This is a genomic window from Streptomyces sp. NPDC048416 (genome assembly GCF_043200435.1).
Classification (GTDB): Bacteria; Actinomycetota; Actinomycetes; order Streptomycetales; family Streptomycetaceae; genus Streptomyces.
Map to the genome: position 1 here is coordinate 1 of NZ_JBICXU010000052.1, position 25146 is coordinate 25146.

Below are 25146 nucleotides of genomic sequence, written 5' to 3' on the forward strand. Positions count from 1 at the left end.
GCCCCCGCATGGGGTCTGGGGCGCAGCCCCAGGGCTCAGCACATTCAATGCGCTGTACGGGCGGGCGGGTGGGAAAACCCCCGGGGTCTGGGGCGCAGCCCCAGGGCGCCGCACCCTCAAGTAGCCGCACGGGCGGGAGGGTGGGCAACACCCCCGGGGTCAGGGCGCGGCTCGGTCCAGGAGCCCGGTCCGCGCGGCCAGCGCCGCCGCCTCAAGGCGAGACCCCACCCCCAGCTTCATCAGCACCCGCTGAACGTGCGTCCGCGCAGTGGAGGGCGCAATACCCATCCCCGCCGCGATCACCCGCGTGTCCTCCCCGTCCGCCACCCGGACAAGGACTTCCACCTCTCGCGGCGTGAGGAGCCGCAGAAGACGCTGCCCCTCGTCGTCGGGCTGCGCCGCGGGGTTGAGGAGTTCGGCGAACGCACCCTGGAGGAGCTGCGGCGCGACCGCCGTCTCGCCGGCCCTGGCCTTGACCATGGCCCGCTCGACACCCTCGATGCGCTCGTCGTGACGCACGTACCCCGACGCCCCCGCCGCGAACGCCGCGGCGATCCCGCGCGGGCTCGGCACCGGCCCGAGCACCACCACGGCGACCTGCGGCCGCTCCCGCTTGATCCGTACGATCGGGTCGAACACCCCCGGTTCGGCGGGCGCGGCCGTGCCGAGCAGACACACCTCGGGCGCTCGGCTCACCACCAGTTCGGCGGCGCCGGCGACCGGAGCCGTCGCGGCGAGCACCCGGTGACCTCGCAGTTTCAGCGCCGAGGCAAGTGCCTCGGCGAGCAGCCGGTGATCGTCGACCACCATGAGCCGCACGCCCATCGCGCTACCCCCATCCCCCGGGCCCTCCCCCAGCTCTCTTCGAGCCGCGGGCAGCCCGCTCGGACCCCCCGGTCCTCGGCCCCTCCTGCCCCGGCAAGCTACACGCTTGTTCGACGCCGTGCGCCGCTTACCGGCGAGAAGCCCTCGGAATGCCGAATTCTCCTGCATACGGGCCCGGTTGAGGAAGTACGAGGGGGAGCGCCAAGGGGGGCGTGCGGGCAAAAGGAGAGGGCCCCGGTGGACGAAATCCGCCACCGGGGCCCGCCGCGGAACCGCCACCCGGTCAGCCCGTGCCGGTCGCCATGAACAGGTACCGCTTGTCGGAGTCGCTGTTCGAGAACGGCTTGCTCAACAGCGTCTCCCCCATGTACAGGCGGCCGTTGGCGTACAGCATCTCGGAGTCCGTCGCGGTGAACGACTGGATGACGTCGCTCACCGTCCTGTCGTTCGGGTTCTCCAGGAGCACCGTCGTCTTGAGGGTGCCCCCGTTGATGCTGACGACCTCGCTGCCCTTGTTGTACGGGGGGGTCTTGAACGCGATGACGTTGTTGCCGTCCATGCGCATCGGGTAGATCGTGTAGCCGTCGCCCGCGTCGACCCGGCCGGGCACCGCCTGGCCGGTGGTCAGGTCGAAGGCAAGCATCTCGTTGGTGCGGCCGATCGAGTCGGAGCCGCCTGCCGCGTTGTCGTGCTCCTCGGTCGGCACGTACAGCCTGCCGTTGCCGGCGACGACCTTCGTGCACTTCTCGACGGCGGTGCTGTCGCAGTCGCCCGAGTACTTGTCGCCGGGGGCCGGGATGCGGGCGAGCAGCTTTCCGGTCTTGTCGTCGACGGAGAAGAAGTCCGAGATGCCGCTGCCGTCGCCCGCGGTGTCGCCGACGTCGGCGGCGAGCACCAGCGGCTTCGTCGACACGATGTGGGCGTACTGGATGCCGTCCATCATCTTGTACGTCGACAGGGGCTGCCCGCTCTTGGGGTCGAGGGGCTGCACGTTGATCGTGGGCTTGTCGTAGTCGCCGCACTTGCGGACGGCCACGAGCGCGTCACCGCCGCCGTATCCGACGTCCTTGCACTGGTCGGTGGTGACGGTGGGCTTCCACAGCTCCTTGCCGGTGTTCAGGTCCCACGCCGCGCCGCCGTCAAGGCCGCCGGCCGCGACGGTGCCCGCGCCGAGGGTGACCTCGTCGAACCGGGTCTTGCGGTCGCCGGTGGCGCCCTTGATGTCGGCCTGCCACAGCAGTTTGCCGGTGGTGAGGTCGAGGCCCGCGATCTCGGTGCAGGAGGGGTACTTGGAGCCGTTCTCCATGGTCTCGAAGGCGAAGGCGGTCTTGCCGTCGGCGGAGACGTGCGAGGTCGACTCGCAGACGTTGCCGGTCAGCGGGAGCTTCCAGATCTCGGTGCCCTTGAGGGGGTCGTAGCCGACGATCTCCTTCACGCCGGCCTTGACGTACGCCTTGTCGGTGAGCCAGGAGCCGTGCACCGAGGTGAGGTCGGTGACCGCGGGCTGGGGCGTCTGGAACAGCACCTTGGCCGCGGTGTTGGCGGGCACCTTCTCCTTGCCGCCACCCCCGGTCGCGGCGCCGCCGTCACCGTTGGTGCCGCCGGTGTCGCCCGTCTTGGCGTCGCTCTTGCCGTCGTCCTTGCCGGAGGCGTACCAGAGGCCGCCGCCGACGATCAGGGCCACCGCGACGACCGCCGCGATGATGATCGTCATCTGTGCGCTGGGCTTCTTGCCGCCCGGCTGACCGCCGGGGCCCGGCGCGCCCGGCATGCCGTACTGCGGCTGCCCCGGCTGAGGGGGCTGCTGCGCCGGGTACCCGTACGCGGGCTGACCGGGCTGACCGGGCTGACCCGGGTAGCCGTAACCCGGCTGCTGCCCGGGGGCTCCCGGGTAGCCGTACCCGGGCTGCTGCCCGGGCGCCTGCGGGTAGCCGTAGGCCGGGGGCCCCGCGGGCGGCGGAGTGCTCGGCGGACCGGCGGGCGGGGGCGGGGTGGGCGTACCGAAGCCGCCCGCAGGGGGCTCCTGGGGCGCGCCGAAACCGGACGCCGGAGGCTCCTGGGGCGCACCGAAACCCTTGGGCGCGTCGTGCGGGGGCTGCTGCGGGGGCTGGGGAGGCTGGCTCATGATGTAGGGACCTCTGACTCAAGGGCGGGCACGGGGAGTTGGGGCGTCACTTGCCGAAGGACAGGAACGCGTTGTCCTTTTCGTCGCCCTTGGGGCCCTGCACACTGCCTTCGAGGATGAAGACGCGTCCGCCCGACCACAGCACCTTGGGGCTGAAGAAGCCGCGTTCGGCGGCGGCGGCCGTCGACGGGCTCTGCACAGTGATCTGCGGGGTGCCTCCGGTCATCGGAAGCGATGCGATCGCGGAGGCGTCCTCGATACCGGGCTCGACGTACAGGGTGAGCTTGCCGCCTTCGAGGGCGATCGGCTCCATGATGCGGCCCTTGGGCGCGGCCGCGTGCCACTTCTCCTCGCCGGTGCCGAGGTCGATGGCGACGACGTCGTTGGTACGGCCCACGCCGAGCTCGTCGCTCTTCTTGCCGTCGGTGGAGAGGTAGAGCATGTTGGCGTCGGCGACCACACCCCAACAGGCCTGGAGCTCCCGGCTGATGATGCCGAGACCGCCGCAATGCGCGGTGAGCGCGGAGTTGGACTTCACCGAGGAGCGGAGCTTGCCGTCCGCGGTGAAGATCGAGATGTTGGAGGCATTCTTGTCGTTGTTGGTCGCGTACACGACCAGCGGGTCCATCGAGTAGACGCGCTGGACCTCCCAGCCCTTGTCGTACTGGAAGCCCCACTTGGGCTTGCCCGTCGCCGGGTCGAGCTCCTGGAGCAGGTCGGACTCCCCTGAGTTGGAGGTGTCGTTGGGGTCGCTGCACTCGCTGACGGCGATCAGCTTGGGCCCGCCGGCGAACGCGGCGGCGGCGCAGTTGCCGGTCTTCGGGGTGCCGAAGAGCTTCTTGCCGTCCGTCATGGAGAAGCCGCTCGCGCCGCCCATGCTGCGGGCCAGGGCGACGGTGTTACCGGAGATCGCCATGTCGAAGCTGTCCATGATGTCGAACAGCCCCTCCTTCGGCACCGTAACCTTCCAGCCGATCTTGCCGGCGGCGAGGTCGACCATCTGGAGCTGGTTGCACTTGGCGTCCTTGGTGTTGTCCTCCTTGACGCCGACGACGAGCTTCCCGTCGGCGCTCGGGGCGGCCGGTGCACCGCAGATGGGGGTGTCGAGCGGCACGGACCACTTCTGCTTGCCGTCGGCCACCGTGTACCCGACGACCTCCTTGTACATGGCCTTGATCACGGTGTCGCCGAGGACCCAGGGCCCGTACTGAGTGGCGCCGTTCTGGGGCAGCGGGGTCTCGTTCTCGTGCAGCCAGGCCCGCGCGTCGCCCGCCCTGGCCCCGGCGTTGATGTCGTCGCTCCCGGCGCGCCCGTCGCCCTTGCCGTCACCCTTGTCGACCGAAGCGGAGGCGCTGGGAGCCGCGCTGTTGCTCTTGTCGGCCACGGGCTTCTTGTCGTCTCCGCCGCCGCTCGTGGCGAAGTACACGCCGCCGCCGATGACCAGGAGGCCCGCGACCGCCGCGGCCACGATCGCCGCCGGCTTGCCCTTGAACGGATTCTTGCCGCCCCCGCCCTGCGGCGGCACCGGGGCTCCCGGGTACTGCGGCTGGCCCGGGTAGCCGTAACCGCCCTGCTGCGTCTGCGCGTACGGGTTGCCCTGCGCACCCGGCTGGCCCGGCGCCGTCGGGTAGCCGTACCCGGGCTGCGGGGCGGGTGCCTGCGGGTAGCCGTAACCGGGCTGCGGCGGGGGCGTCTGCGGGTAGCCGTAACCGGGCGCCGCGGCCGGCGGTGCCTGCGGCGGCCCGGGGGGCGCGGCAGGCATCTGCGGCGGCTGGGGCGGCGGTCCCTGAGGCTGGGCGGGCGGCCCCTGGGGCTTGTCCTGCGGTGCCCCGAAGCCCCCCTGCGGTGGCTGAGAACTGGGCGGCTGGGTCACAGCGAGATACCCCCGAATTTGCGTCTTTGCGTCTTTACGTCAGTCGAACGGAGCTACTTTCTATCACTCGAAGACGCACGCACCACGGGCCGGTCCGCCCCTGTTCCCAAGGGAGAACCGGCCCGTGATGCCGCCGTTATGGACTCTGTACGCCGCCTCTACGCAAGCGTCGCAAGACGTCCGTACGGGTGTGCCTCAGGCCTCTTCGGCCAGTTCCAGCCAGCGCATCTCCAACTCGTCGCGCTCGACGATCAGTTCGCGCAGCTCGGCGTCCAGTTTCGCCACCTTCCCGAAGTCCGTGGCGTTGTCGGCGATTTGCGCGTGCAGACTGGTCTCACGCTCGTTGATCTTGTTGAGTTGGCGCTCCACCTTCTGGAGTTCCTTCTTCGCGGCCCGTGCGTCCTGCGCGGAGACGACGGGCGCGGCCTTCGCGGCGGGGGCGGCGACCGGCGCCGGCGCCGACTCGATCATCCGCCGCCTGCGCTCCAGGTACTCGTCGATGCCGCGCGGCAGCATCCGCAGCGTGGCGTCGCCGAGCAGCGCCCACACGTGGTCGGTGGTGCGCTCGATGAAGAACCGGTCGTGGGAGATGACGACCATGGAGCCGGGCCAGCCGTCGAGGAGGTCTTCGAGCTGGGTCAGCGTCTCGATGTCGAGGTCGTTGGTGGGCTCGTCGAGGAAGAGGACGTTGGGCTCGTCCATGAGCAGGCGCAGCAGCTGGAGGCGTCGCCGCTCGCCACCCGACAGGTCACCGACCGGCGTCCACTGCTTCTCCTTCGAGAAGCCGAACTGCTCGCAAAGCTGGCCCGCGGTCATCTCGCGGCCCTTGCCGAGGTCGACCCGGTCGCGGATCTGCTGCACGGCCTCCAACACCCGCAGCGCGGGCGGGAGTTCGGCCACGTCCTGCGAGAGGTAGGCGAGCCGTACGGTCTTGCCGACGACGACCTTGCCCGCGACCGGCTGCGTCTCGCCCCCGGTGTTCCAGGCCTCGGTGAGCGCGCGAAGCAGGGACGTCTTGCCCGCGCCGTTCACCCCGACCAGGCCGATGCGGTCGCCGGGGCCGAGCTGCCAGGTGAGGTGCTTGAGCAGCAGCTTCTCGCCGGCCTGTACGGTCACGTCCTCCAGGTCGAAGACGGTCTTGCCGAGCCGGGCGTTGGCGAACTTCATCAGCTCGCTGGTGTCGCGCGGCGGCGGCACGTCGGCGATCAGCTCGTTCGCCGCCTCGATGCGGTAGCGCGGCTTGGACGTACGGGCCGGGGCGCCGCGGCGCAGCCAGGCGAGCTCCTTGCGCATCAGGTTCTGCCGCTTGACTTCCTCGGTGGCGGCGATGCGCTCGCGCTCGGCCCGCGCGAAGACGTAGTCGGAGTAGCCGCCCTCGTACTCGAAGACCGAGCCGCGCTGCACGTCCCACATGCGGGTGCAGACCTGGTCGAGGAACCAGCGGTCGTGGGTGACGCAGACGAGCGCCGAGCGCCGGGCCTGGAGGTGGCGGGCGAGCCAGCTGATGCCCTCGACGTCGAGGTGGTTGGTGGGCTCGTCGAGCACGATCAGGTCGGGCTCGCCGATGAGCAGCTTGGCGAGCGCGATGCGGCGCCGCTCGCCACCGGACAGCGGCGCGATGACGGTGTCGAGGCCCTGCGCGAACCCCGCCAGGTCGAGCCCCCCGAACAGGCCGGTCAGCACGTCGCGGATCTTGGCGTTGCCGGCCCACTCGTGGTCCGCGAGGTCGCCGATCACCTCGTGCCGGATGGTGGCCTCGGGGTCGAGCGAGTCGTGCTGGGTGAGCACGCCGAGCTGGAGCCCGCCCACGTGCGTGACGCGCCCGGTGTCGGGCTCCTCCAGCTGCGCGAGCATCCGGATCAGGGTGGTCTTGCCGTCGCCGTTGCGTCCGACGACCCCGATCCGGTCCCCTTCGGAGACGCCGAGGGAAATGCCGTCGAGCAGGGCACGGGTCCCGTACACCTTGCTGACTGCCTCGACATTGACCAGGTTGACGGCCATTTCACTCCTGAGCGCGGGGATGGATCGTCATCCAGGGTAGTCGCCGCGGGGCGCCCGGACGGCGCCCGGTGGATGATCAAGGCCCGGGCCGGTGGTCAGGCGGCGTCCTGCTGGGGGCCGCCCTGCGCGGCCTGATTCTGCTGTCGCAGCCATGTGACGGCCGCGCGGGTGGCCCGCATGGCGGCGATGATGGCGGCGAAGAGGGCCATGTACCGCGTCTTGGTTTCCGTCTGCCAGGCGTCGAACGCGGTCCGGTCGCTGTTGTTGCTCAGCCGCTTCGCCCTCACCTTCAGGGCCGCGTCGGCGTCATAGATCCGGGCCGCGAGGTAGTCGGGCCAGCTGGTCGCCCCCGCCGCGGTCGCCATCTCCTGAGGAAGGGTCCATGCCTCGTCGGCGCAGGCGGCGGCCAAGTCCTCAAGGGCCGTACTGAACGTGCCGTACGTGGTGGAATTCGCGTCGCTTCCCGAGGTCGAATGTTCGGGGAGGGTGGCGCAGAAGGAGACGAAGGCGGATCCCTTGCCGGGGTGGCCGTAGCTGCCGGCGGCCGTCGCGGCCGTCGCGACGGCGTCCACAGCGTTCTTGCGGCCGTCGTTGAGATCCTTCATGCGCTCCTTCATGGCCGGCGACGCCTTGATGGCGTCCTTGGTGTCGTCATCCAGGGCGCCGACGAAGTCCGCCCACGCCGTATTGAGCTTGCGCACGATGCCGGAGGCCTTCGCGTCGAGCGAGTTGAAGACGTGGTCTCCCTGGCGCTTGCCGCCCCCGCCGCCGCCCGAGGAGCCCTCTCCGTTGTCCTTCTTCTTGTTGGGTGCGCGCTGCACCGTTCCCGCGTGATGAGCGGGCCCTTCCGCCCGCGCCCGCTGTACGGTCTCCCCGCCCGGCCCCGACATGACCCGGGTGGCGTTGGCCTCCGCCTCGCGCTCGAACCGGTCCGACGGATCACTGACCTTGAGCCCCGACCCGTTGTCGTTACCCGCGACCGGCCCCTGACGCTGCTGGATGACGTGGGTCAGCTCATGCGCGAGCGTGTGCTTGTCGGAGCCGCCGTCACCGATGACGACGTGGTTGCCGGAGGTGTAGGCGCGGGCACCGACCTCGGCGGCCGACGCCTTGGCGGCGCTGTCGTTGTGGATGCGCACGTCGGAGAAGTCCGCGCCGAGCCGGCCCTCCATGTCCGTACGGGTCGCGTCGTCCAGGGGACGACCGCCGGTACTCAGGACGTCGTGCACGGCGGAGCGCTGAACGGCGGGCTGCTCCGCCGCCCGCTCGGTCTGCTGATGGCCGCACCCGGCTCCGTGCTGATGCCGCTCCTGGGCCCAGGGGTGCCCGGCCGCGCGGAGCATCTGGACGACGGCGGCATTGCCCGCGCTGCCCTGGAACGCGAGCAGCTGAGCGGCAAGCCCTCCCCCAGGGATGGGGGCCTTCGCGGCGGAGCACGCGGGCTTCTTGCCGTCGAAGTTCTGGGCCGGGTCGTTGGCGTGCATCGCACGAGCGTCCCGGGCGGCGCCAACGCTTCCCTAACCCCTGCGATCGGCGGCGTTAGCGGGGCCGCCCATCCGTACGCTGAGCGAGCGTACGGACACGGAGGGTGGACGGTACGGTCGCGATCGGTCACCCTGGGTGAGTTGAGCGGGGAGATCAACTCACCGGAAGGTGGCGGCACATGAGCGAGAACGCGGCGCGGGACGAGGGCGGCGGCGGTGGCGGCGCGGGCGAGCCCGTACCGTCCGACAGCCTCAAGACGTTCGGCGCCTTCGTGCAGGGCCTGCGCGAACACGCCGGGCTCACGCGCGATGCCTTCGCCCTGCTGGTCCGCTTCTCCAAACACACGGTGGAATCGGTCGAACTGGGCCGCCGCATGCCGGACGAGGAGTTCGTGGAACGAGCGGAGGGTGCCCTTGGCAACACGGGCGCGCTCCGACGGGCCTTCGGCCACCTGACGCGGCAGCCGGGGTTGGCGGCGTGGTTTCGCCAGTGGGCGCGGCTTGAACGTACGGCGGTGAGCTTGTGCACGTACGAGTGCCGGATGGTGCCGGGGCTGCTCCAGTCGGAGGCGTATGCGCGCGCGTTGTTCGAGAACGAGGTGCCAACGCTCTCAGACGCCCAGGTGGAGAGCCAGCTAGCGGCACGAACGGAACGTCAGCGACTCCTGACGGAACGGCCGAGTATCCCCCTCGCCTTCATCGTGGCCGAGGTGGTCTTCCGGCAGAGGATCGGGGGGTTGGAGGTGACGCGCGGAATGCTGGACCACGTGCTGGCTAGTACGACCCCCAGGAACGTGACATTACAGATCATGCCGACCGACGCCGAGGCCCACTCATGCTTGGCCGGTCCGCTCGCACTCCTGGAGGGACCTGACGGGAAGCGGCATGCCTACTCCGAGGGTCAGCGCAACGGACGTCTGATTAGCGCCCTGAAAGAGGTGGCCCCTCTCCAGCAGGCGTATGACACACTGCGCTCGCAGGCCCTCAACCCCGCTGAGTCGCGGGGCCTGTTGGAGCAGATCCGAGGAGCCCTATGAGCATCGAACTCGCCTGGTACAAGTCCAGCTACAGCGGCACCGAGGGCGACAGCTGCGTCGAAGTAGCCCTCGCCTGGCACAAGTCGAGCTACAGCAGCGGCCAGGGCGACAACTGCGTAGAGGTGGCCGTCTGCCCGACCACCGTGCACGTACGCGACTCGAAGGACAAGCAGGGCCCCCACCTCGCCCTCTCCAGCGAAGCGTGGTCCGCGTTCGTCGCGGGGCACCGGGGCTGAGGTCAGGCACAGTCGAACAGGACACGGCCGGGTCACTCTTCGTAGTGACGTGATCGGAAAGCGGCGGCTACCGTGGACGGGCAGGCCGAAGAATCCCGTCCATGGGAGGAACCATGACCGCCGAGTCCGTCGAGCACCGCCAGCAGTGGCCTGTGCCGCCCGAGGACGGCTACACCGTGGACGACCTGTTCACGCTGCCCAATCTCCCGTCTCACACCGAGCTGATCGACGGGAGCCTGATTTTCGTGAGTCCGCAGCGCTACTTTCACTTCTTCGTGATCGAGCTACTGATGAAGGGGCTCTACCGGGCTCTTCCCGCCAAGCTGGAAGCGGTGCGGGAGATGACCGTGGTGCTGGACAGGCAGAACTGCCCCGAGCCCGACATCAGTGTGGTGCACGCGTCCGCGGTGAGCGGGATGGACCACACACGCTTCGAGCCCAAGGACGTACTGCTGGCCGTCGAGGTCGTCTGCCCCGACTCGGAGTCCCGCGATCGCACCACCAAGCCGCAGAAGTACGCCGCCGCAGGGATTCCCAACTTCTGGCGGGTGGAACGGGGCGGAGGCGACGAGCCGGTGGTCCACATCTACGAGCTCGATCCGCTGACCAAGGCGTACGTGCACATGGGTATGCAGCGCGGAGAGCTCAGGGTCGACAAGCCCTGCGCCCTGGAGATCGACCTGCGCGCGGCCTCCAGGGACTGACCTCAGGCCGACAGGACCGTTGCCCCCGGGGTGGGGGAGATCGCGGTCCGCGCGGTGCGGCACGTGCCGGACACGGTGAGGGCGGCGGCGACGGCCTCGGCGCCCTCGGCGTCGGCGCACAGGAACGCCGTCGTCGGGCCCGAGCCCGAGACCAGCGCGGCCAGGGCACCCGCGGCCGTGCCCGCCGCGAGGGTGTCCGCGAGGGTGGGGCGCAGGGAGAGCGCGGCGGCCTGGAGGTCGTTGGTGAGGGCGCCCGCGAGGGCCTTGGCGTCACCGGTGCGGAGCGCGTCGAGGAGGTCGGGCGAGGCGGCGGGGTCGGGGGCGGCCGGGGTGAGGCGGTCGAACTCGCGGTAGACGGCCGGGGTGGAGAGCCCGCCGTCGGCGACGGCGAACACCCAGTGGAAGGTGCCGCCGACCTCAAGGGGGGCCAGCTTCTCGCCGCGCCCGGTGCCGAGTGCGGCGCCGCCGATGAGGCTGAACGGTACGTCACTGCCCAACTCCGCGCAGATGTCGAGGAGTTCGGCGCGGGAGGCGTTCGTACCCCACAGCGCGTCGCAGGCGAGCAGCGCGCCCGCGCCGTCCGCACTGCCGCCGGCCATGCCGCCCGCTACGGGAATGTCCTTGGCGATGTGGATGTGGACGTCGGGCTCGATGCCGTGGCGCGCGGCGAGGAGTTCGGCGGCGCGGGCGGCGAGGTTGGTGCGGTCGAGCGGGACCTGGTCGGCGTCGGGGCCGGTGCAGGTGATGCGGAGGGTGTCGGCGGGGGTCACGCTGACGGTGTCGTAGAGGCCGACCGCGAGGAAGACGTTGGCGAGGTCATGAAACCCGTCCGGCCGGGCCGGCCCCACGCCGAGCTGGGCGTTGACCTTGGCGGGGACGCGGACGGTGACGGTACGGGGGGTGGGGGTGCCGGGGGTCACGGGGCGGGCTCCTTCGGGTGCGGGCCCGCCCATCTTCCCCCACCGGGGCTCCGCCCCGGACCCCGTTTCGCGCCCGAACGGCGCTCGTCCTCAATCGCCGGACGGGCTGAAGATGCCCATGCGGGTCGGCGCCGTACCGCCGAGGGGCGCGGGGAACTGCGCGAGGAGCGATTGCGGTCCGCAGCCGAAATCGGGGTGCCTGGGGCTCCGCCCCAGACCCCAGTTCGCGCCTGAACGGCGCTCGTCCTCAAACGCCGGACGGGCTGAAGATGTCCGTACCGGCCCGCACCGGACAGCCCGGCAGGCTGAAGATGCCCATGCGGGCCGGCACCATACCGCCAAGGGGCGCGGGGAACTGCGCGACCAGCCACCCACGGCCAGCACGCCGAAGGCCGGCCCCCTGGGGCTCCGCCCCAAACCCCGTTCGCGCCCGAACGGCGCTCGTCCTCAAACGCCGGACCGGCTGAAGATGTCCGTACCGGCCCGCACCGGACAGCCCGGCAGGCTGAAGATGCCCATGCGGGCCGGCACCATACCGCCAAGGGGCGCGGGGAACTGCGCAGCGGACCGGCGCCGTGCCGCCAAGGGGCGCGGTGCGCAGCCGGAAAATGGGGTCAGCTCGGCCGGTTCTCGGCGATCGCGGCGAATTCCTCCACCGTCAACGCCTCGCCCCGCGCCTGGGGCGAGACACCGGCCCCCACCAGCGCCGCCTCCGCCGCCGCAGGCGACCCCGCCCAGCCGGACAACGCCGCCCGCAGGGTCTTGCGGCGCTGGGCGAACGCCGCGTCCACCACCGCGAACACTTCGGACTTGGTGGCCGTCGTCTCGACCGGCGCCGCGCGCCGCACCAGCGACACCAGGCCAGAATCGACGTTCGGGGCGGGCCAGAACACGTTGCGGCCGATCGACCCGGCGCGCTTGACGTCCGCGTACCAGTTCGCCTTGACCGACGGCACCCCGTACACCTTGTTGCCCGGCTTCGCCGCGAGGCGGTCCGCGACCTCCGCCTGGACCATGACCAGGGTGCGCTCGATGCTCGGGAAGCGGTCCAGCATGTGCAGGAGCACGGGGACCGCCACGTTGTAGGGGAGGTTCGCGACGAGCGCGGTGGGGGGCGGGCCCGGGAGGTCCTGGATCTGCATCGCGTCGGAGTGGACGAGGGAGAAGCGGTCGGCCCGGGCGGGCATGCGGGCCTCGATGGTCGCGGGGAGCGCTGCCGCCAGTACGTCGTCGATCTCGACCGCCACGACCCGGTCCGCCGCCTCCAGGAGCGCCAGGGTCAGCGAGCCGAGGCCCGGCCCCACCTCCACCGCCACGTCGTCGGGGCGGACCTCGGCGGTCCGCACGATCCGGCGGACCGTGTTGGCGTCGATGACGAAGTTCTGGCCGCGCTGCTTGGTGGGGCGTACGCCAAGCGCTGCGGCCAGTTCGCGGACGTCGGCGGGGGTAAGAAGCGCGTCGGGCTCAGTGGTGCTCACCGATACAGCCTACGGCCGCAGTGCGGCCACGGACTCGCCCCCCGTTTCACGAAGAGCTTCTTCGCCCGGAACGTCTGCTCCCCTGCCGGTGCCTGCTCGGCCCGCCCGTGGCCGCCGAGCGCGTGCCAGGTGCCCGGGTCGAACTGGTAGAGCCCGCCGTACGTGCCCGACGGGTCGAGCGCGCTCGGCCGCCCACCGGACTCGCAGTGGGCAAGGCCGCTCCAGTTGAGGTGGTCGGCGCCGACCACCGACGACGGCAGCGCCTTGGTGCCGACCTTGATCCGCTGGGTGACCGGCGCGCGGACGATCTCCTCGGCGATCTTCCTCGGCTTCTGCTTGACGCCGTTGACGGTGCGCAGCGCGTACGTGACCTTGCGGGCGCCCTTCTCGCCCTGGCGGACCACGACCTGGGTGCCCGCGAAGAGCGTCGCGTCCCTGGTCCGCTCGGTTCTGAAGGGGATGGTCTCCTCGCGCACCTCCTTGGTGCCGCTGATCCGCATCACGGTGACGGTCTGGCCGTCGCGCGGGAAGGACCCGAGGGGTACGGAGGTGGTGTCCTGGCCCTGGAGCGAGATGCCGGCCTCCTCCAGGGCGTCGGCGACGGTGGCCGCGTTGGTGCGCAGGGTGCGTTCGCGGCCGTCCGCGAGGAAGGTCACCGAGCGTTCGGTGCGTACGTCAAGGGCGAGGCCCGCGCGGCCGATCTCCGAGGAGCGCGACGCCGACAGATACGCGCCCTCGGCGCGCACGCCGAGCTGGCGCAGGGCGCCTTCGACGGTACGGGCGGTGGTCCACACCTGGCGGCGCTGACCGTCGAGGGTGAGCCGCACGGGGCGGCCGTACCGCACCACGACCTCGTCGCCGCCCGCGAGCTCGGTGTCCGCGCCGGGCGCCACGAGGTCGTGCGCGCCGACCGGCACATGCTCGTCGGCGAGCAGGTCATCGACGCTGTCGGCGAAGGTGTGCAGGGTGCGCGGTGCACCGTCGACGGTGAGCTTGACCGCCTTGTCGCTGACCAGGAACGCGGAGGTGCCGCCCGCCAGGAACGCGACGACCAGGGCCTGCGGGAGCAGGCGGCGCAGCGCGTCGGGTCTGCCCGAGGACCGTCGGCGCCGGGCCGCACGGCGGCCCCCGGACCGCGCCTCGCCGTCGTCCGTGCCGCGGTGCGGCGCCTCGGATGCGCGGGGCTCGGATGCGCGCGGCTCGGATGCGCGGGGCTCGGGGAGCGTCAGGGGGGCGATCTGGGTGTCGAGGTCGGCGTACGCGACCGGGTGGGTCCCGTAGTGGGGCGCGCGGGAGTCGAAGGGGGGCGTGGGAGCGGCGGGCGCCGCCGTGCCGTCCGGTACTGCCGTGGCCGCGGTGGCGCGGCGGCCGCCGCGTGCGGCACGGTGACTGCCCTGCGAATTGCTCACGACGCTCCAGGGTCCGGTCCGATGGTGCGGGCCGGGACAATAGCGGAGCGGACGTCACTCTCCAAAGCGATTCGACTACGCAGTGTCGCGACGCTACCCTGCGCACCGCCTCACGACCTCACGACGGCCGGATTTTGTTATCGCTCAGTAATCAAACGCCCGCGCGGTGTTGTCGGCGATCGCCGCGGCCAGCACGTCTTCGCCGACGCCCTTCACGGCCGCCATGGCGCGCACCGTGACCGGAATGAGATACGGCGCATTGGGCCGTCCGCGGTACGGCGCCGGCGTGAGGAACGGCGCGTCGGTCTCGACGAGCACGAGTTCCAGCGGGGCGACCGTGAGGGCGTCGCGCAACGGCTGGGCGTTTTTGAAGGTCACGTTTCCCGCGAAGGACATGAAGTACCCGGATTCGGCGCAGAGTTCGGCCATTTCCGCGTCGCCGGAATAACAGTGGAAGACGGTCCTCTCGGGGGCGCCTTCCTCGCGCAGAATGCGCAGCACATCGGCGTGCGCCTCGCGGTCATGGATGACGAGCGCCTTGTTCCGGCGCTTGGCGATCTCGATGTGCGCCCGGAACGAGCGCTCCTGGGCCTCCCTGCCCTCGGGCCCGGTGCGGAAGTGATCGAGGCCGGTCTCGCCGACGGCCTTGACCCAGGGCAGCGCCGCGAGCCGGTCGATCTCGGTGAGGGCTTCGTCGAGCGCGCCGTCCCCGCCGGGACCGCGCGCTCCCTGGCGCGACCAGCCGTCGCGGTCGCCATGAACGATCCGGGGGGCTTCGTTGGGGTGCAGGGCGACGGCCGCGTGGACGGCGGCGTACGCCTCGGCCGTGTCCGCGGCCCAGCGGGAGCCCTTCACGTCGCAGCCCACCTGGACCACGGTGGTGACGCCGACGGCCGCGGCCTTCTCCAGGGCTTGTTCGACCGTGCCGTCCTGCATGTCCAGGTGGGTGTGCGAATCGGCCACCGCCACGCCGAGGGGCTCGGGCAGCGGGGGCGGGGCATCGTTGGCGGCGCTCATGCGGCCGATCCTACGAAAGGCGCGCACGCCGGGTCATGTGCGCCCCGTCATGCGCGCCCCCGGCTCACTTGCGGTGGAAGGCGTGCAGGAGGTCCGACAGGTGCCAGTGGTGCTCCGGCTTCATCGGGGTGTCGGCCTGGTCCTGAGGGGCGGGCGCGGGCTGTGACGGCGCGGGCGCACGGTGCTGGATCATCCCCTGCTGGGCGGACGAGACCCGTCCGGAGCGCATGATGCGCACCACGTGTCCGCCGCAGTTGAGGCAGGTGGGGGCGGACAGCGGGGAAGGCACCCGGTCGCCGTTGGCCTTGTACACGACGAATGCCTGGCCCGTGGCGTCTACGTGGTGCTCTATCTCGTACGCCTGTTCCCAGCCGTATCCACACCTCATGCACGCGAAGGCATACGCCTCGTGTGCCGTGGTCTCAGCGATCTCACTCATGTGCCGGCTCCTCTTGTCCGCTGGACAAGCTCTTGCGAGCGCTCTTGCGAGCGGGGGCGAAAGGTCCCCGATCCAGGAGACGCCTTTCGCTGCCAAAACGCATCAGGGGCTGTCGAGAGTTGGTGTGGTCTTGGCCTTTCCTAGGGCTGGATGCTTTTGTCCGCCCCGGTGCGCGGCCTGCGTTTTACTTTTTACGATAGTCCTTTACCGTCCGCGGAGCCCTGACGTGCCGCGTTCTTTGCCGCGACCACCGCGTCGAAGACCTCGCGCTTGGGTAGACCGGTCTCGACGGCGACGGCCGCGATGGCCTCCTTGCGCCGTTCCCCCGCCTCCTCACGGACCTGGACGCGGCGCACCAGCTCGGCCGCGTCGAGATCGGCCGGGCCGGTCTCGGGGGCGCCCTCGACCACCACGGTGATCTCGCCCCGCACGCCCTCGGCCGCCCACGCCGCGAGGTCCTTCAAGGGGCCGCGCTTGACCTCCTCGTACGTCTTGGTGAGCTCCCGGCACACCGCCGCGCGCCGCTCGGCGCCGAACACCTCGGCCATCGCGGCGAGGGTGTCGTCGAGCCGGTGCGGGGCCTCGAAGTAGACCAGCGTGCGCCGCTCGCCCTCGACCTCGCGCAGCCGGCCAAGGCGCTCGCCCGCCTTGCGCGGCAGGAAGCCCTCGAAGCAGAAGCGGTCCACGGGGAGCCCCGACAGGGCGAGCGCGGTCAGCACCGCCGAGGGGCCGGGCACCGCCGTGACCTTGATGTCCTTCTCGACGCAGGCCGCAACCAGGCGGTAGCCGGGGTCGGAGACCGACGGCATGCCCGCGTCGGTGACGAGCAGCACCCGGGCGCCACCCTCAAGGGCCTCGACCAGTTCGGGTGTGCGCGCCGACTCGTTGCCCTCGAAGTAGGACACGACCCGGCCCTGGGTGTGCACACCGAGCGCCTGGGTGAGCCGGCGCAGCCGCCGGGTGTCCTCGGCGGCCACGACGTCGGCCCGCTCCAGTTCGGCGGCGAGCCGGGGCGGGGCGTCCGCGGTGTCGCCGATGGGGGTGCCTGCGAGTACGAGTGTTCCGGTCACACCGACCATCCTCGCAGCCCCGCGACCGCACATCGGCCGGACCCGGACGCGGGACCCGCGCCGCGCCCCGCCACCGGACCCGGGCGCGGGCCCCCTGCGCCGCCGCCGGGCCGGGCCGCGGGACTCCCATAGGCGAGTTCCCTACGATGGCGCGGTGACCAGTACTGCGCCACCGACCCTGCCGGGCCACGAAGCCGGGGAAGAACCGCCCTCCTGGCAGCACCGCATGCGCCGGTTCGGCCATGTCGTGCGGCCGAGAACCGGACTGCGCGAGCGTCTGGTGCCGCCGTTCGCCCGGCCGTCGGGGCAGCTGTGGACGGTGCTCGGCATCCCCCCGCTGTGGGCCGAACGCATCGTGCGCTGGTCGGCGTGGGCGGGGCCGCTCCTGGTGACGCTGGTCGCGGGGCTGATGCGCTTTTGGAAACTGGGCGAGCCGCACGCGGTGATATTCGACGAGACGTACTACGCCAAGGATTCCTGGGCGCTCATCAACCAGGGCTACGAGGGCGACTGGCCGAAGGACATCGACAAGTCGATCCTCGCCAACCCCGACCTCATCTCGGTGCCGACCGCGCCGGGTTACGTGGTGCACCCGCCGGTCGGCAAGTACGTGATCGGATTCGGCGAGAGGTTCCTCCACCTCGGCTTCACGCCGTTCGGCTGGCGCTTCATGGTGGCCGTGCTCGGCACCCTGTCGGTCCTCATGATCTGCCGGATCGGGCGGCGCCTGTTCCGCTCGACGTTCCTCGGCTGCCTCGCGGGCACGCTCCTCGCGGTCGACGGGCTGCACTTCGTGATGAGCCGCACCGCGCTGCTCGACACGGTCCTGATGTTCTTCGTGGTGGCCGCCTTCGGCTGCCTCCTGGCCGACCGCGACCGTACGAGAGCCAGGCTCGCGGCCGCGCTGCCCGAGGACGAGGACGGACAGCTGCGCCCGGACGCGGCCATCGCGGCGGGACTGCGGTTCGGGTGGCGGCCCTGGCGGATCACGGCCGGGCTCATGCTGGGCCTGGCCTGCGGCACCAAGTGGAACGGCCTCTACATCCTGGTCTTCTTCTGCGTGATGGCCGTGCTGTGGGACGTCGGCGCACGGCGCACGGCGGGCGCGGTCAGCCCCTACCGGGCGGTGCTGCGCCGGGACGCGGTGTGGGCGTTCGTCTCCACGGTGCCGGTCGCGATCGTCACGTACATGGTGTCGTGGACGGCGTGGTTCGTCACCGACAAGGGGTACGGGAGGCACTGGGCGGACGGCCGCGCGGGCCTGTCCCCCGACCACGTCAAGCTGCCGGTCATCGGCACGATCAACCATCTGCCGCAGTTCGACATGAGCTGGGTGCCGGCGTCGCTGCGCAGCTTCTGGCACTACGAGACCGAGGTCTACAGCTTCCACGTCGGCCTCACCGAGGGCCACACCTACCAGTCGAACCCGTGGAGCTGGCTGGTGGACGGCCGGCCCGTCTCGTACTACTACGAGAGCCCGAGCCCCGGCACCGGCGGCTGCCCCTCCGACGCGGGCGGCAAGTGCGCCTCCGAGGTCCTGGCGCTCGGCACCCCGCTCCTGTGGTGGGCCGGCTGCTTCGCGCTCCTGTACGTCCTGTGGCGCTGGTTCTTCAGGCGCGACTGGCGGGCGGGCGCGATCGCGTGCGGCATCGGCGCCGGGTTCCTGCCCTGGCTCCTGTACCAGGAGCGGACGATCTTCTTCTTCTACGCGGTGGTGTTCGTACCGTTCCTGTGCCTTGCGGTGGCGATGATGATCGGCGCGATCATCGGGCCGCCGCACGGGGCGCGCGGCCCGGCCTCCCGGGTGGCGCCGGGGCTCGCCGCCGGGGAGCGGCGGCGCGCCGTGGGCGCGATCGGGGCGGGCGTGCTCGTGCTGCTCATCGTGTGGAACTTCGTGTATTTCTGGCCGATCTACACGGGTACGCCCATCCCCCTGGACGGCTGGCGCAGCCGGATGTGGCTGGACAGCTGGGTGTGACGCCGGTTCCGTTCCGGTAACCGTTCGGACAACTGCGAGCTCCGCTGTCACTGCTGTCCCGTAGAGTCACGCACAAGTAACCCCTTGAACATGTTCAAGGGGTTCGGGGGACTCCTGGGGAGGGGAACTGCGGGATGCGCAGTGGAGCGAAGGTCGCCATCGCAGGCGGAGTGTTCGTGGTGGTCGCCGGCGGCGTGGCGTACGGGGGGTACACGCTCCTGAGCGACGACGGCGGTGGTTCGGGGTCCGCGCAGAAGCGCACGCAGGGGGCGCCGGCCCGCACCGGGCCGCTGAGCGCGGACGAGATCAAGCAGACGTCGGCCGACTTCCTCCAGGCGTGGGCGAAGGGCGACGCGACCGCTGCCGCCGCCCTGACCAACAACCAGTCGGTGGCCGCGACGGCGCTGACGGGCTACCGCGACGACGCCCACATCACCGACGTGGTGGTCACGCCGGGCGCGCCCACCGGGCCGGTCGTGCCGTACACGGTGAAGGCCCAGGTCTCCTTCCAGGGCAAGACGGCTCCGCTGGCCTACGCCTCCCAACTGACCGTCGTACGCGGCCAGTCCACGTTCAAGCCGCTGGTCGACTGGCAGCCCTCGGTCCTCCACCCGCAGCTGAAGACGGGCGAGCACCTGGTGACGGGCGGGGCGCAGAACCCCGAGATCGAGGCCGTCGACTACAAGGACCGCCCGCTGACCAAGGACAAGTACCCCTCGCTGGGCGCGATCCTGGACGGGCTGCGCGAGAAGTACGGCGCGAAGGTGAACGGCACGGCCGGCATCGAGCTCCAGATCCAGGGCGACAACACCCCGGCGCGCACGCTGATCACGCTTCAGAAGGGCTCCCCCGGCAAGCTGAAGACGACGCTCGACGCGGATGTGCAGGCCGCGGCCGAGACGGCGGTCAAGCGCTTCGGCGAGTCGTCGGTGGTGGCCGTGAAGCCGAGCACCGGTGAGATACGGGCGGTCGCGGACAACCGGTCCGACAAGTTCCCCGCCTCGCTCCAGGGGCGGGTGGCCCCCGGCTCGACGATGAAGATCGTCACGGCGGCGATGCTGATCGAGAAGGGCAAGGCCGCCGCCGACAAGCCGACCGAGTGTCCCTCCAGCGTGCTGTGGCAGGGCGTCACCTTCCACAACCTGGACAACTTCTCGCTGGACAACAAGCCGTTCTCGATGAGCTTCGCCAAGTCCTGCAACACCGCCTTCATCAAGCTCGTCGACGACGTGGACGACGACGGGGCGCTCGGCAAGGTCGCCGCCAACTACTTCGGCATCGGCCAGGACTGGAAGGTCGGCGTGCCGTCCTTCGACGGCAGCGTGCCCGCGTCGCAGGGCGCCGAGACGGCGGCCGCGTACATCGGGCAGGGCAAGGTGCAGATGAGCCCCCTCGACATGGCGTCCGTCGCGGCGACCGCGCAGTCGGGCCGCTTCCGCCAGCCGGTGATCGTGCCGCAGTCCCTCGACGGCCGCACCCTGGCGCAGGCCTCGCCGCTGCCCTCGGGCATCGACGCGCAGCTGCGCGAGATGATGCACATCACCGCGACCCAGTCGTACGGGACGGCGACGGTGGCCATGGCGAGCGTCGGCGGCAACAAGGGCGCAAAGACCGGCTCCGCCGAGAAGGACGGGCAGAACAAGTCGGACAGCTGGTTCACCGGGTACAGCGACGACCTGGCGGCCGCCGCCCTCGTCCAGTCCGGCGGCCACGGCGGCGACGCGGCGGGGCCCATCGTCGCGCAGGTGCTGCGCGCGGGCTGAGCCCAGTCGCCCACGGCGCGTACCGCACGTCCGGGGTACGCGCCGTGCGCGCGAGGGCCCGGCCCCGGTACACGGCGGCACGTACGCACATCCCGGGTGCGCGCCATACGCCGCGAAGGCCCGGCCCCCGAGCACGGCGGCACGTACGCACATCCCGGGTACGCGTCGCGCCGCGCAGGCTCGGCCCCGGTGTTCTTGGCGCGTGCACGCGGGATTAGCGTGCAGGTCATGAGCATGAGCACTCAAGAACACCCCGTCGACGTGGGGGGACGGCGCCCGTGACCGTGACCGTCACCTGCGCGGTGCTGCTCGCCGCCATCACGCACGCCGGCTGGAACGCACTCGCCCACCATCTCAAGGACCAGCTCTTCTCCTTCACCCTGATCGGCGGCGGCGGCGCCCTGATCGGCCTGCTCGCGCTGCCGTTCGTGCCGCTGCCCGCCGCCGGGGCCTGGCCGTACCTGCTGGTCTCGGCGGTGCTGCACGTCACATACATGCTGCTGTTGATGCGTTCGTTCACGCTCGGCGACTTCGGGCAGATGTACCCGATCGCGCGCGGCACCGCGCCGCTGGTGGTGACCGTGCTCGCCGCGGTGTTCGTGCACGAGACGCCGAACGCCTGGCAGACGGCGGGCGTGGCCGTCTCGTGTGCCGGCCTGGTCGGGGTGGCGCTCTGGGGCCTGCGCGGCTCGCGGCCCCAGTGGGCCGCCATCCTCGCGGCCCTCGCCACCGGACTCGCCATCGCCGGATACACCGTGGTGGACGGCGTGGGGGTGCGCGCATCGGGCTCCTCGTTCGGCTACATCGCCTGGCTGATGATCCTCCAGGGGCTGGTGATCCCCGCCTACGCCCGGTACGCGCGCGGCCGCCAACTGGGCGCGCAACTCAGGCCGTTCGCGGTGCGCGGCCTGCTCGGCGCGGCCCTTTCCGTCAGCGCGTACGGGCTCGTCCTGTGGGCGCAGACCAGGGCGCCGCTCGCCCCGGTCGCGGCGCTGCGCGAATCGTCGATCATCGTGGGCGCGGCGATCGGCGCGGTCTTCTTCAAGGAACGCTTCGGCGCCCCGCGGATCGCCGCGGCGGGCCTGCTCGTGGTGGGCATCGGCCTGATGCTGCGGGCGGGTTGACACCGGGCCGCCCGCCACTAGGTTGCGCCTCGACGAAGGGGGCGCCATGACCGGCACACCGCACGTCCTGATCATCGGCGGCGGCCTCGGCGGGCTCTGTCTGGCCCAGGGTCTGCGCAAGGCGGGTCTGGGATTCGCGGTGTACGAACGCGAACGCGGGAGTGCCCGCGCCGACCGTCTCCAGGACCATCGCATCCCCATCGGCCCCCAGGGCGCACGCGCCCTGTACGCGTGCCTGCCGCCCGACGCGTGGGAGGAGTTCGCCGCGCACACGCAGCGCGGCGGACGGTCCGCCTTCGTGACCGAGCAGTTGCGGGAACTGCTCGTGCTGCCGCAGCCGGCCCCGGGCCGCACCCCGCAGCGCTCCCACCACGCGCCGAGCGGCCACGCCCTGCGCCAGGTCCTGCTGTCGGGCCTGGACGACCATCTCGTACGCGGGGGACGGGAGTTCGTACGGTACGAGCACGAGGACGACGGCGGCATCACCGCGCACTTCGCCGACGGCTCCACCGCATACGGCGACCTCCTGGCCGGAGCGGACGGCGCCGACTCGCGGGTACGCCGCCAGCTGCTGCCGCACGCGGTGCGCGCCGACACCCGCGTGCTCGCCGTGACCGGCAGACTGGAGCTCACCCACGCACAGGCCGACGAGCTGCCCGAGTCCCTGACGACCTGGTCGACCTCCGTGCTCACCCCGCGTTCGGACGCGATGTTCTGCACGGCCGGACACGCGGCGGCGGGCGAGCGGCCCCCCATCCAGGTCGCCCCCCGCGCCTGGGCCGCAACGGGGGCGGGGGCGGGGACGGATGCGGGCATGCGTGCGGTAGTGCTTGCGGGTGTGGACGCGCCGGGCGGGCCCCGGCCGCCCCGGTCCCGCGACCACGTGCGGTGGACGTACGTCGCCAAGGCCACCGCCTTCCCCGAAGACGTGGAGCGTCTGGACGGCAAGGCGCTGCGGGCCGTGGTCGCCGAGCGGATCGCCGACTGGCATCCGGCTCTGGTCCGCCTGGTCGCCGAGGCCGACCCGGACAGCGTCGTGCCGGTGCGCATGCTGGGCATGAAGCCGGTCGAGCCGTGGCCGCCCGGCCCCGTCACGCTGCTCGGCGACGCCATTCACGGCATGCCCGCGCTCGGCGGCACCGGCGCCACCACCGCCCTGCGCGACGCGCGCCTCCTGAGCGGCCTGCTCGCGCGGCGCCGCGACCCCCTCCAGGCGATCGGGGCGTACGAGAGCGAGATGCGCGCCTACGGCTTCGACGCCGTGGCGAGGTCGCTGCGCACGACCCGCTCGGCGACCTCCGACAGCCGGCTGGCCCGGACGCTGTTCCGGGGCGTACTGCGGACGGCGGCGCACAGCGCGTGGGTGCGGGCGGCGGTGTTCAGGGACTACGGCGAGTGAGCGCCAACTGTCGTACGTCGCATGCGAGTTGGCGTGCGCCGGCATGGATGGCACGCCGTCGGCCGGCGGACTACGCGCTGTCGGCCGGCGGACTACGCGCCGTCGGCCACGCGCTGGAAACCGGTGTTCACGGCGAGCAGACCGCCGTCGACGCGCAGGGTGGTGCCGGTGATCCAGGACGCGTCGGCGGAGGCGAGGAAGGCGACGGCCGCCGCGATGTCCTCGGGCTCGCCGACCCGGCCCAGCGGATACACCGGAGCCAGCCGTTCCAGCTGACCCTCGCGGCCCTCCCAGGCGGGGGTGCGGATGGTGCCGGGGTGCACGAGATTGACCCGCACACCGCGCGGCGCGGCGTCCCCGGCGAGCGTACGCGTCAGAGAGACGAGGCCCGCCTTTGCGGCGCTGTAGGCATGGTTGTTGAAGTCCTGCTCACCGTTGACCGATCCGATGCTGACGATCGCGCCGCGACCCGAGGCGGCCAGGTGCGGCAGGGCGGCGCGGGAACACCGGAAGGCGCCGGTGAGGGTGACGTCGAGATCGCGGGCCCACTCCTCGTCGTCCTCGTCCTCGAAGCGCTCGGCGTCCGCGGTGCAGGAGTAGGCGTTGTTGACGAGGACGTCGAGCCGGCCGAACTGCTCCACGGCGAAGGCGACCGCGGCCTCCACCGATGCACGGTCGGACACGTCGCAGTGCCGGGCGACGGCGCCCTTCAGCTCGGCGGCGGTTGCCTCGGCTCGCCCCAAGTCGATGTCGGCGACGACGACTTGGGCGCCTTCGCCGGTGAGCCGGTGGGCGATGGCGGCGCCGATGCCGCGCGCCGCGCCGGTGATCAGCGCGGTGTGCCCTTGGAAGCGTGCGATGCCCGGGACCGTCTGCGGAGCAGCCTGAGAAGGTGTCATACGGACGAACGTAGCGCCCTCACCAGAGCCTGGGCGCGGGGATCGGCGGTGACACCCCTCTGGAGGCCGTTGGTCACATAGCCGAACGCGGTCCCCGACTCGGGGTCGGCGAAGCCGAGCGAGCCGCCGCGGCCCGGGTGCCCGAAGGAGCCCGGGGCGAGCAGCGGGGACGCGGGGCCGTGCAGCATGTAGCCGAGGCCGAAGCGGGTGTTCACGACAAGGACCCGGTCGGGCCCTGCGCTCTCCTCGGTGCGGGCCAGGGTGAGGGTCGCGGGCGCGAACAGCCTGGGCGCGCCGTCCACTTCGCCGATGGTGGCGGCGTAGAAACGGGCCAGCGCCCGGGCGGTGGAGATGCCCGCGGACGCGGGAAGTTCGGCGGCACGGTAGGCGGGGTCGTTCTCGTCCGGCAGCGGGTCGATCGCGCCGAACGCGCGCCGGGTCAGCGAGTGCGGGTCCGCGTACGCCTCGGCCACGTTCCGCTTGGGCCGCAGCCGCAGGGTGCCCGCGCCGTCCATCGGCGGCTCGACCGGGCCGACCCGGCCCACCCGGTGCGCCTCGGTGTCCGGCACACCCAGCCAGAAGTCCAGGCCGAGCGGCCCGGCGATCTCCTCGGCCACCCAGCGCCCGATGGTGCGTCCGGTGACGCGGCGCACCAGTTCGCCGAGCAGCCAGCTGTACGTCTGCGCGTGGTAGCCGTGCGCGGTGCCGGGCTCCCAGAACGGGGCCTGCGCGGCCACCGCCGCCGGGCCCGACTCGCCGTCGACGGCTTCGGCCGGGGTGAGCGGGCGGTCGAGGGCGGGCACGCCGGCGCGGTGCGACAGGAGGTGGCGTACGAGGGTGCGGTCCTTGCCTGCCGACTTGAACTCGGGCCAGTACGTGGACACCGGGGCGTCCAGGTCGAGCCGGCCGCGCTGGTGCAGGAGCAGGGGGGCCGCGGCGGCCACGCCCTTGGTGGCCGAGCGGACCACCTGGGCGGTGTCCAGGGCCCAGGGGGCCGTGCCGTCCACGTCCTTCGTGCCGGCCCACAGGTCCACGACCTTGCGGCCGTGGTGGTAGGCGGCGACTGCCGCGCCCCGTTCGCCGTGCTCGAAGTTCCGTGCGAAGGCGTCCCTCACGGGTTCGTAGCCCTGGGTCACGGTGCCCTGTACGTCGACCACGATCTGCTCCCCCTGTGCGCGGGGCCCCTTTGGCACCCCCTCCATTGAACCCTGGGGGTGTTGCCCACCCTCCCGCCCGTGCGGCTACTTGAGGGTGCGGCGCCCTGGGGCTCCGCCCCAGACCCCGGGGGTTTTCCCACCCGCCCGCCCGTACAGCGCATTGAATGTGCTGAGCCCTGGGGCTGCGCCCCAGACCCCATGCGGGGGC

20 protein-coding genes are annotated in these 25146 nt (G+C 71.7%); 7 read left to right on the forward strand and 13 right to left on the reverse strand.

Annotation, left to right across the window (positions count from 1 at the left end; all coding sequences use genetic code 11):
- Positions 1-159: 159 nt before the first annotated feature.
- From ACGFW5_RS34265 to ACGFW5_RS34285, 5 genes are all read right to left on the reverse strand, one after another.
- The gene (locus tag ACGFW5_RS34265; RefSeq protein ID WP_393838253.1) at positions 160-825 is read right to left on the reverse strand and encodes a response regulator transcription factor; all 666 of its coding nucleotides are present in this window, start codon (positions 823-825) and stop codon (positions 160-162) included.
- Between the two features lie 283 nt (positions 826-1108).
- A complete protein-coding gene (locus ACGFW5_RS34270; protein ID WP_393838254.1) occupies positions 1109-2950 on the reverse strand; it encodes a PQQ-binding-like beta-propeller repeat protein in 1842 nt (613 codons plus the stop codon).
- Positions 2951-2996: 46 nt separating this feature from the next.
- Entirely contained in the window at positions 2997-4712 is a 1716-nt protein-coding gene (locus ACGFW5_RS34275) for a PQQ-binding-like beta-propeller repeat protein (protein ID WP_393838255.1), read from the reverse strand.
- A 306-nt stretch (positions 4713-5018) separates the two neighbouring features.
- Positions 5019-6824 (reverse strand): ABC-F family ATP-binding cassette domain-containing protein, encoded by a 1806-nt coding sequence (locus ACGFW5_RS34280; RefSeq protein WP_393838256.1) that lies wholly within the window; start codon positions 6822-6824, stop codon positions 5019-5021.
- Between the two features lie 95 nt (positions 6825-6919).
- Entirely contained in the window at positions 6920-8308 is a 1389-nt protein-coding gene (locus ACGFW5_RS34285) for a DUF4157 domain-containing protein (protein ID WP_393838257.1), read from the reverse strand.
- Positions 8309-8487: 179 nt separating this feature from the next.
- On the opposite strand from ACGFW5_RS34285, the gene ACGFW5_RS34290 reads away from it, so the two are divergent.
- The 3 genes from ACGFW5_RS34290 to ACGFW5_RS34300 all read left to right on the forward strand — a co-directional run bounded on the left by ACGFW5_RS34290 (position 8488) and on the right by ACGFW5_RS34300 (position 10285).
- Complete coding sequence (locus ACGFW5_RS34290; protein WP_393838258.1) at positions 8488-9345, forward strand: helix-turn-helix domain-containing protein; 858 nt, start codon at positions 8488-8490, stop codon at positions 9343-9345.
- Positions 9342-9581, forward strand: coding sequence for a DUF397 domain-containing protein (locus ACGFW5_RS34295; protein ID WP_393838259.1), 240 nt, complete (start codon positions 9342-9344; stop codon positions 9579-9581). Before ACGFW5_RS34290 ends, ACGFW5_RS34295 begins: the two co-directional genes overlap by 4 nt.
- A 101-nt stretch (positions 9582-9682) precedes the next feature.
- Positions 9683-10285, forward strand: a complete 603-nt coding sequence (locus ACGFW5_RS34300) for a Uma2 family endonuclease (RefSeq protein WP_393838260.1) — start codon at positions 9683-9685, stop codon at positions 10283-10285.
- A gap of 2 nt (positions 10286-10287) precedes the next feature.
- Here the strand turns inward: ACGFW5_RS34300 and ACGFW5_RS34305 are convergent, their stop codons facing one another.
- From ACGFW5_RS34305 to rsmI, 6 genes are all read right to left on the reverse strand, one after another.
- The gene (locus ACGFW5_RS34305; RefSeq protein WP_393838261.1) at positions 10288-11238 is read right to left on the reverse strand and encodes a 4-(cytidine 5'-diphospho)-2-C-methyl-D-erythritol kinase; all 951 of its coding nucleotides are present in this window, start codon (positions 11236-11238) and stop codon (positions 10288-10290) included.
- A gap of 581 nt (positions 11239-11819) precedes the next feature.
- On the reverse strand, positions 11820-12683 hold the full coding sequence (gene rsmA / locus ACGFW5_RS34310) for a 16S rRNA (adenine(1518)-N(6)/adenine(1519)-N(6))-dimethyltransferase RsmA (RefSeq protein ID WP_393838262.1): 864 nt from the start codon (positions 12681-12683) through the stop codon (positions 11820-11822).
- Complete coding sequence (locus ACGFW5_RS34315; RefSeq protein ID WP_393838263.1) at positions 12680-14092, reverse strand: ubiquitin-like domain-containing protein; 1413 nt, start codon at positions 14090-14092, stop codon at positions 12680-12682. Before ACGFW5_RS34315 ends, rsmA begins: the two co-directional genes overlap by 4 nt.
- Before the next feature lie 144 nt (positions 14093-14236).
- Entirely contained in the window at positions 14237-15109 is an 873-nt protein-coding gene (locus tag ACGFW5_RS34320; protein ID WP_393838264.1) for a TatD family hydrolase, read from the reverse strand.
- 64 nt (positions 15110-15173) lie between these two features.
- Positions 15174-15548: a hypothetical protein gene (locus tag ACGFW5_RS34325; protein ID WP_393838265.1), complete on the reverse strand. Its 375-nt coding sequence runs from the start codon at positions 15546-15548 to the stop codon at positions 15174-15176.
- Between the two features lie 191 nt (positions 15549-15739).
- Positions 15740-16627: a 16S rRNA (cytidine(1402)-2'-O)-methyltransferase gene (rsmI, locus tag ACGFW5_RS34330; protein WP_393838266.1), complete on the reverse strand. Its 888-nt coding sequence runs from the start codon at positions 16625-16627 to the stop codon at positions 15740-15742.
- Positions 16628-16772: 145 nt separating this feature from the next.
- Here rsmI and ACGFW5_RS34335 point away from each other — a divergent pair, with 145 nt between their 5' ends.
- From ACGFW5_RS34335 to ACGFW5_RS34350, 4 genes are all read left to right on the forward strand, one after another.
- The gene (locus ACGFW5_RS34335; protein WP_393838267.1) at positions 16773-18596 is read left to right on the forward strand and encodes a dolichyl-phosphate-mannose--protein mannosyltransferase; all 1824 of its coding nucleotides are present in this window, start codon (positions 16773-16775) and stop codon (positions 18594-18596) included.
- A 134-nt stretch (positions 18597-18730) separates the two neighbouring features.
- Positions 18731-20359, forward strand: a complete 1629-nt coding sequence (locus tag ACGFW5_RS34340; RefSeq protein WP_393838268.1) for a penicillin-binding transpeptidase domain-containing protein — start codon at positions 18731-18733, stop codon at positions 20357-20359.
- 278 nt (positions 20360-20637) lie between these two features.
- Positions 20638-21483: an EamA family transporter gene (locus ACGFW5_RS34345; protein ID WP_393838269.1), complete on the forward strand. Its 846-nt coding sequence runs from the start codon at positions 20638-20640 to the stop codon at positions 21481-21483.
- Positions 21484-21529: 46 nt separating this feature from the next.
- The gene (locus tag ACGFW5_RS34350; RefSeq protein WP_393838270.1) at positions 21530-22882 is read left to right on the forward strand and encodes an FAD-dependent oxidoreductase; all 1353 of its coding nucleotides are present in this window, start codon (positions 21530-21532) and stop codon (positions 22880-22882) included.
- Positions 22883-22974: 92 nt separating this feature from the next.
- Here the strand turns inward: ACGFW5_RS34350 and ACGFW5_RS34355 are convergent, their stop codons facing one another.
- Both ACGFW5_RS34355 and ACGFW5_RS34360 read right to left on the reverse strand, forming a co-directional pair.
- Entirely contained in the window at positions 22975-23781 is an 807-nt protein-coding gene (locus tag ACGFW5_RS34355) for an SDR family NAD(P)-dependent oxidoreductase (protein WP_393838271.1), read from the reverse strand.
- Positions 23778-24983: a serine hydrolase domain-containing protein gene (locus ACGFW5_RS34360; protein WP_393838272.1), complete on the reverse strand. Its 1206-nt coding sequence runs from the start codon at positions 24981-24983 to the stop codon at positions 23778-23780. The genes ACGFW5_RS34355 and ACGFW5_RS34360 overlap by 4 nt, the downstream gene beginning before the upstream one ends.
- Positions 24984-25146: the final 163 nt, after the last annotated feature.

Excerpts from the sequence above, each read along its gene's own strand:
- ACGFW5_RS34265 (WP_393838253.1), bottom strand. The coding sequence starts at position 825 with ATGGGCGTGCGGCTCATGGTGGTCGACGATCACCGGCTGCTCGCCGAG.
- ACGFW5_RS34270 (WP_393838254.1), bottom strand. The coding sequence starts at position 2,950 with ATGAGCCAGCCTCCCCAGCCCCCGCAGCAGCCCCCGCACGACGCGCCC.
- ACGFW5_RS34275 (WP_393838255.1), bottom strand. The coding sequence starts at position 4,712 with ATGCCTGCCGCGCCCCCCGGGCCGCCGCAGGCACCGCCGGCCGCGGCG.
- ACGFW5_RS34280 (WP_393838256.1), bottom strand. The coding sequence starts at position 6,824 with ATGGCCGTCAACCTGGTCAATGTCGAGGCAGTCAGCAAGGTGTACGGG.
- ACGFW5_RS34285 (WP_393838257.1), bottom strand. The coding sequence starts at position 8,308 with ATGCACGCCAACGACCCGGCCCAGAACTTCGACGGCAAGAAGCCCGCG.
- ACGFW5_RS34290 (WP_393838258.1), top strand. The coding sequence starts at position 8,488 with ATGAGCGAGAACGCGGCGCGGGACGAGGGCGGCGGCGGTGGCGGCGCG.
- ACGFW5_RS34295 (WP_393838259.1), top strand. The coding sequence starts at position 9,342 with ATGAGCATCGAACTCGCCTGGTACAAGTCCAGCTACAGCGGCACCGAG.
- ACGFW5_RS34300 (WP_393838260.1), top strand. The coding sequence starts at position 9,683 with ATGGGAGGAACCATGACCGCCGAGTCCGTCGAGCACCGCCAGCAGTGG.
- ACGFW5_RS34305 (WP_393838261.1), bottom strand. The coding sequence starts at position 11,238 with ATGGGCGGGCCCGCACCCGAAGGAGCCCGCCCCGTGACCCCCGGCACC.
- ACGFW5_RS34320 (WP_393838264.1), bottom strand. The coding sequence starts at position 15,109 with ATGAGCGCCGCCAACGATGCCCCGCCCCCGCTGCCCGAGCCCCTCGGC.
- ACGFW5_RS34325 (WP_393838265.1), bottom strand. The coding sequence starts at position 15,548 with ATGAGTGAGATCGCTGAGACCACGGCACACGAGGCGTATGCCTTCGCG.
- rsmI (WP_393838266.1), bottom strand. The coding sequence starts at position 16,627 with ATGGTCGGTGTGACCGGAACACTCGTACTCGCAGGCACCCCCATCGGC.
- ACGFW5_RS34340 (WP_393838268.1), top strand. The coding sequence starts at position 18,731 with ATGCGCAGTGGAGCGAAGGTCGCCATCGCAGGCGGAGTGTTCGTGGTG.
- ACGFW5_RS34350 (WP_393838270.1), top strand. The coding sequence starts at position 21,530 with ATGACCGGCACACCGCACGTCCTGATCATCGGCGGCGGCCTCGGCGGG.
- ACGFW5_RS34355 (WP_393838271.1), bottom strand. The coding sequence starts at position 23,781 with ATGACACCTTCTCAGGCTGCTCCGCAGACGGTCCCGGGCATCGCACGC.
- ACGFW5_RS34360 (WP_393838272.1), bottom strand. The coding sequence starts at position 24,983 with ATGGAGGGGGTGCCAAAGGGGCCCCGCGCACAGGGGGAGCAGATCGTG.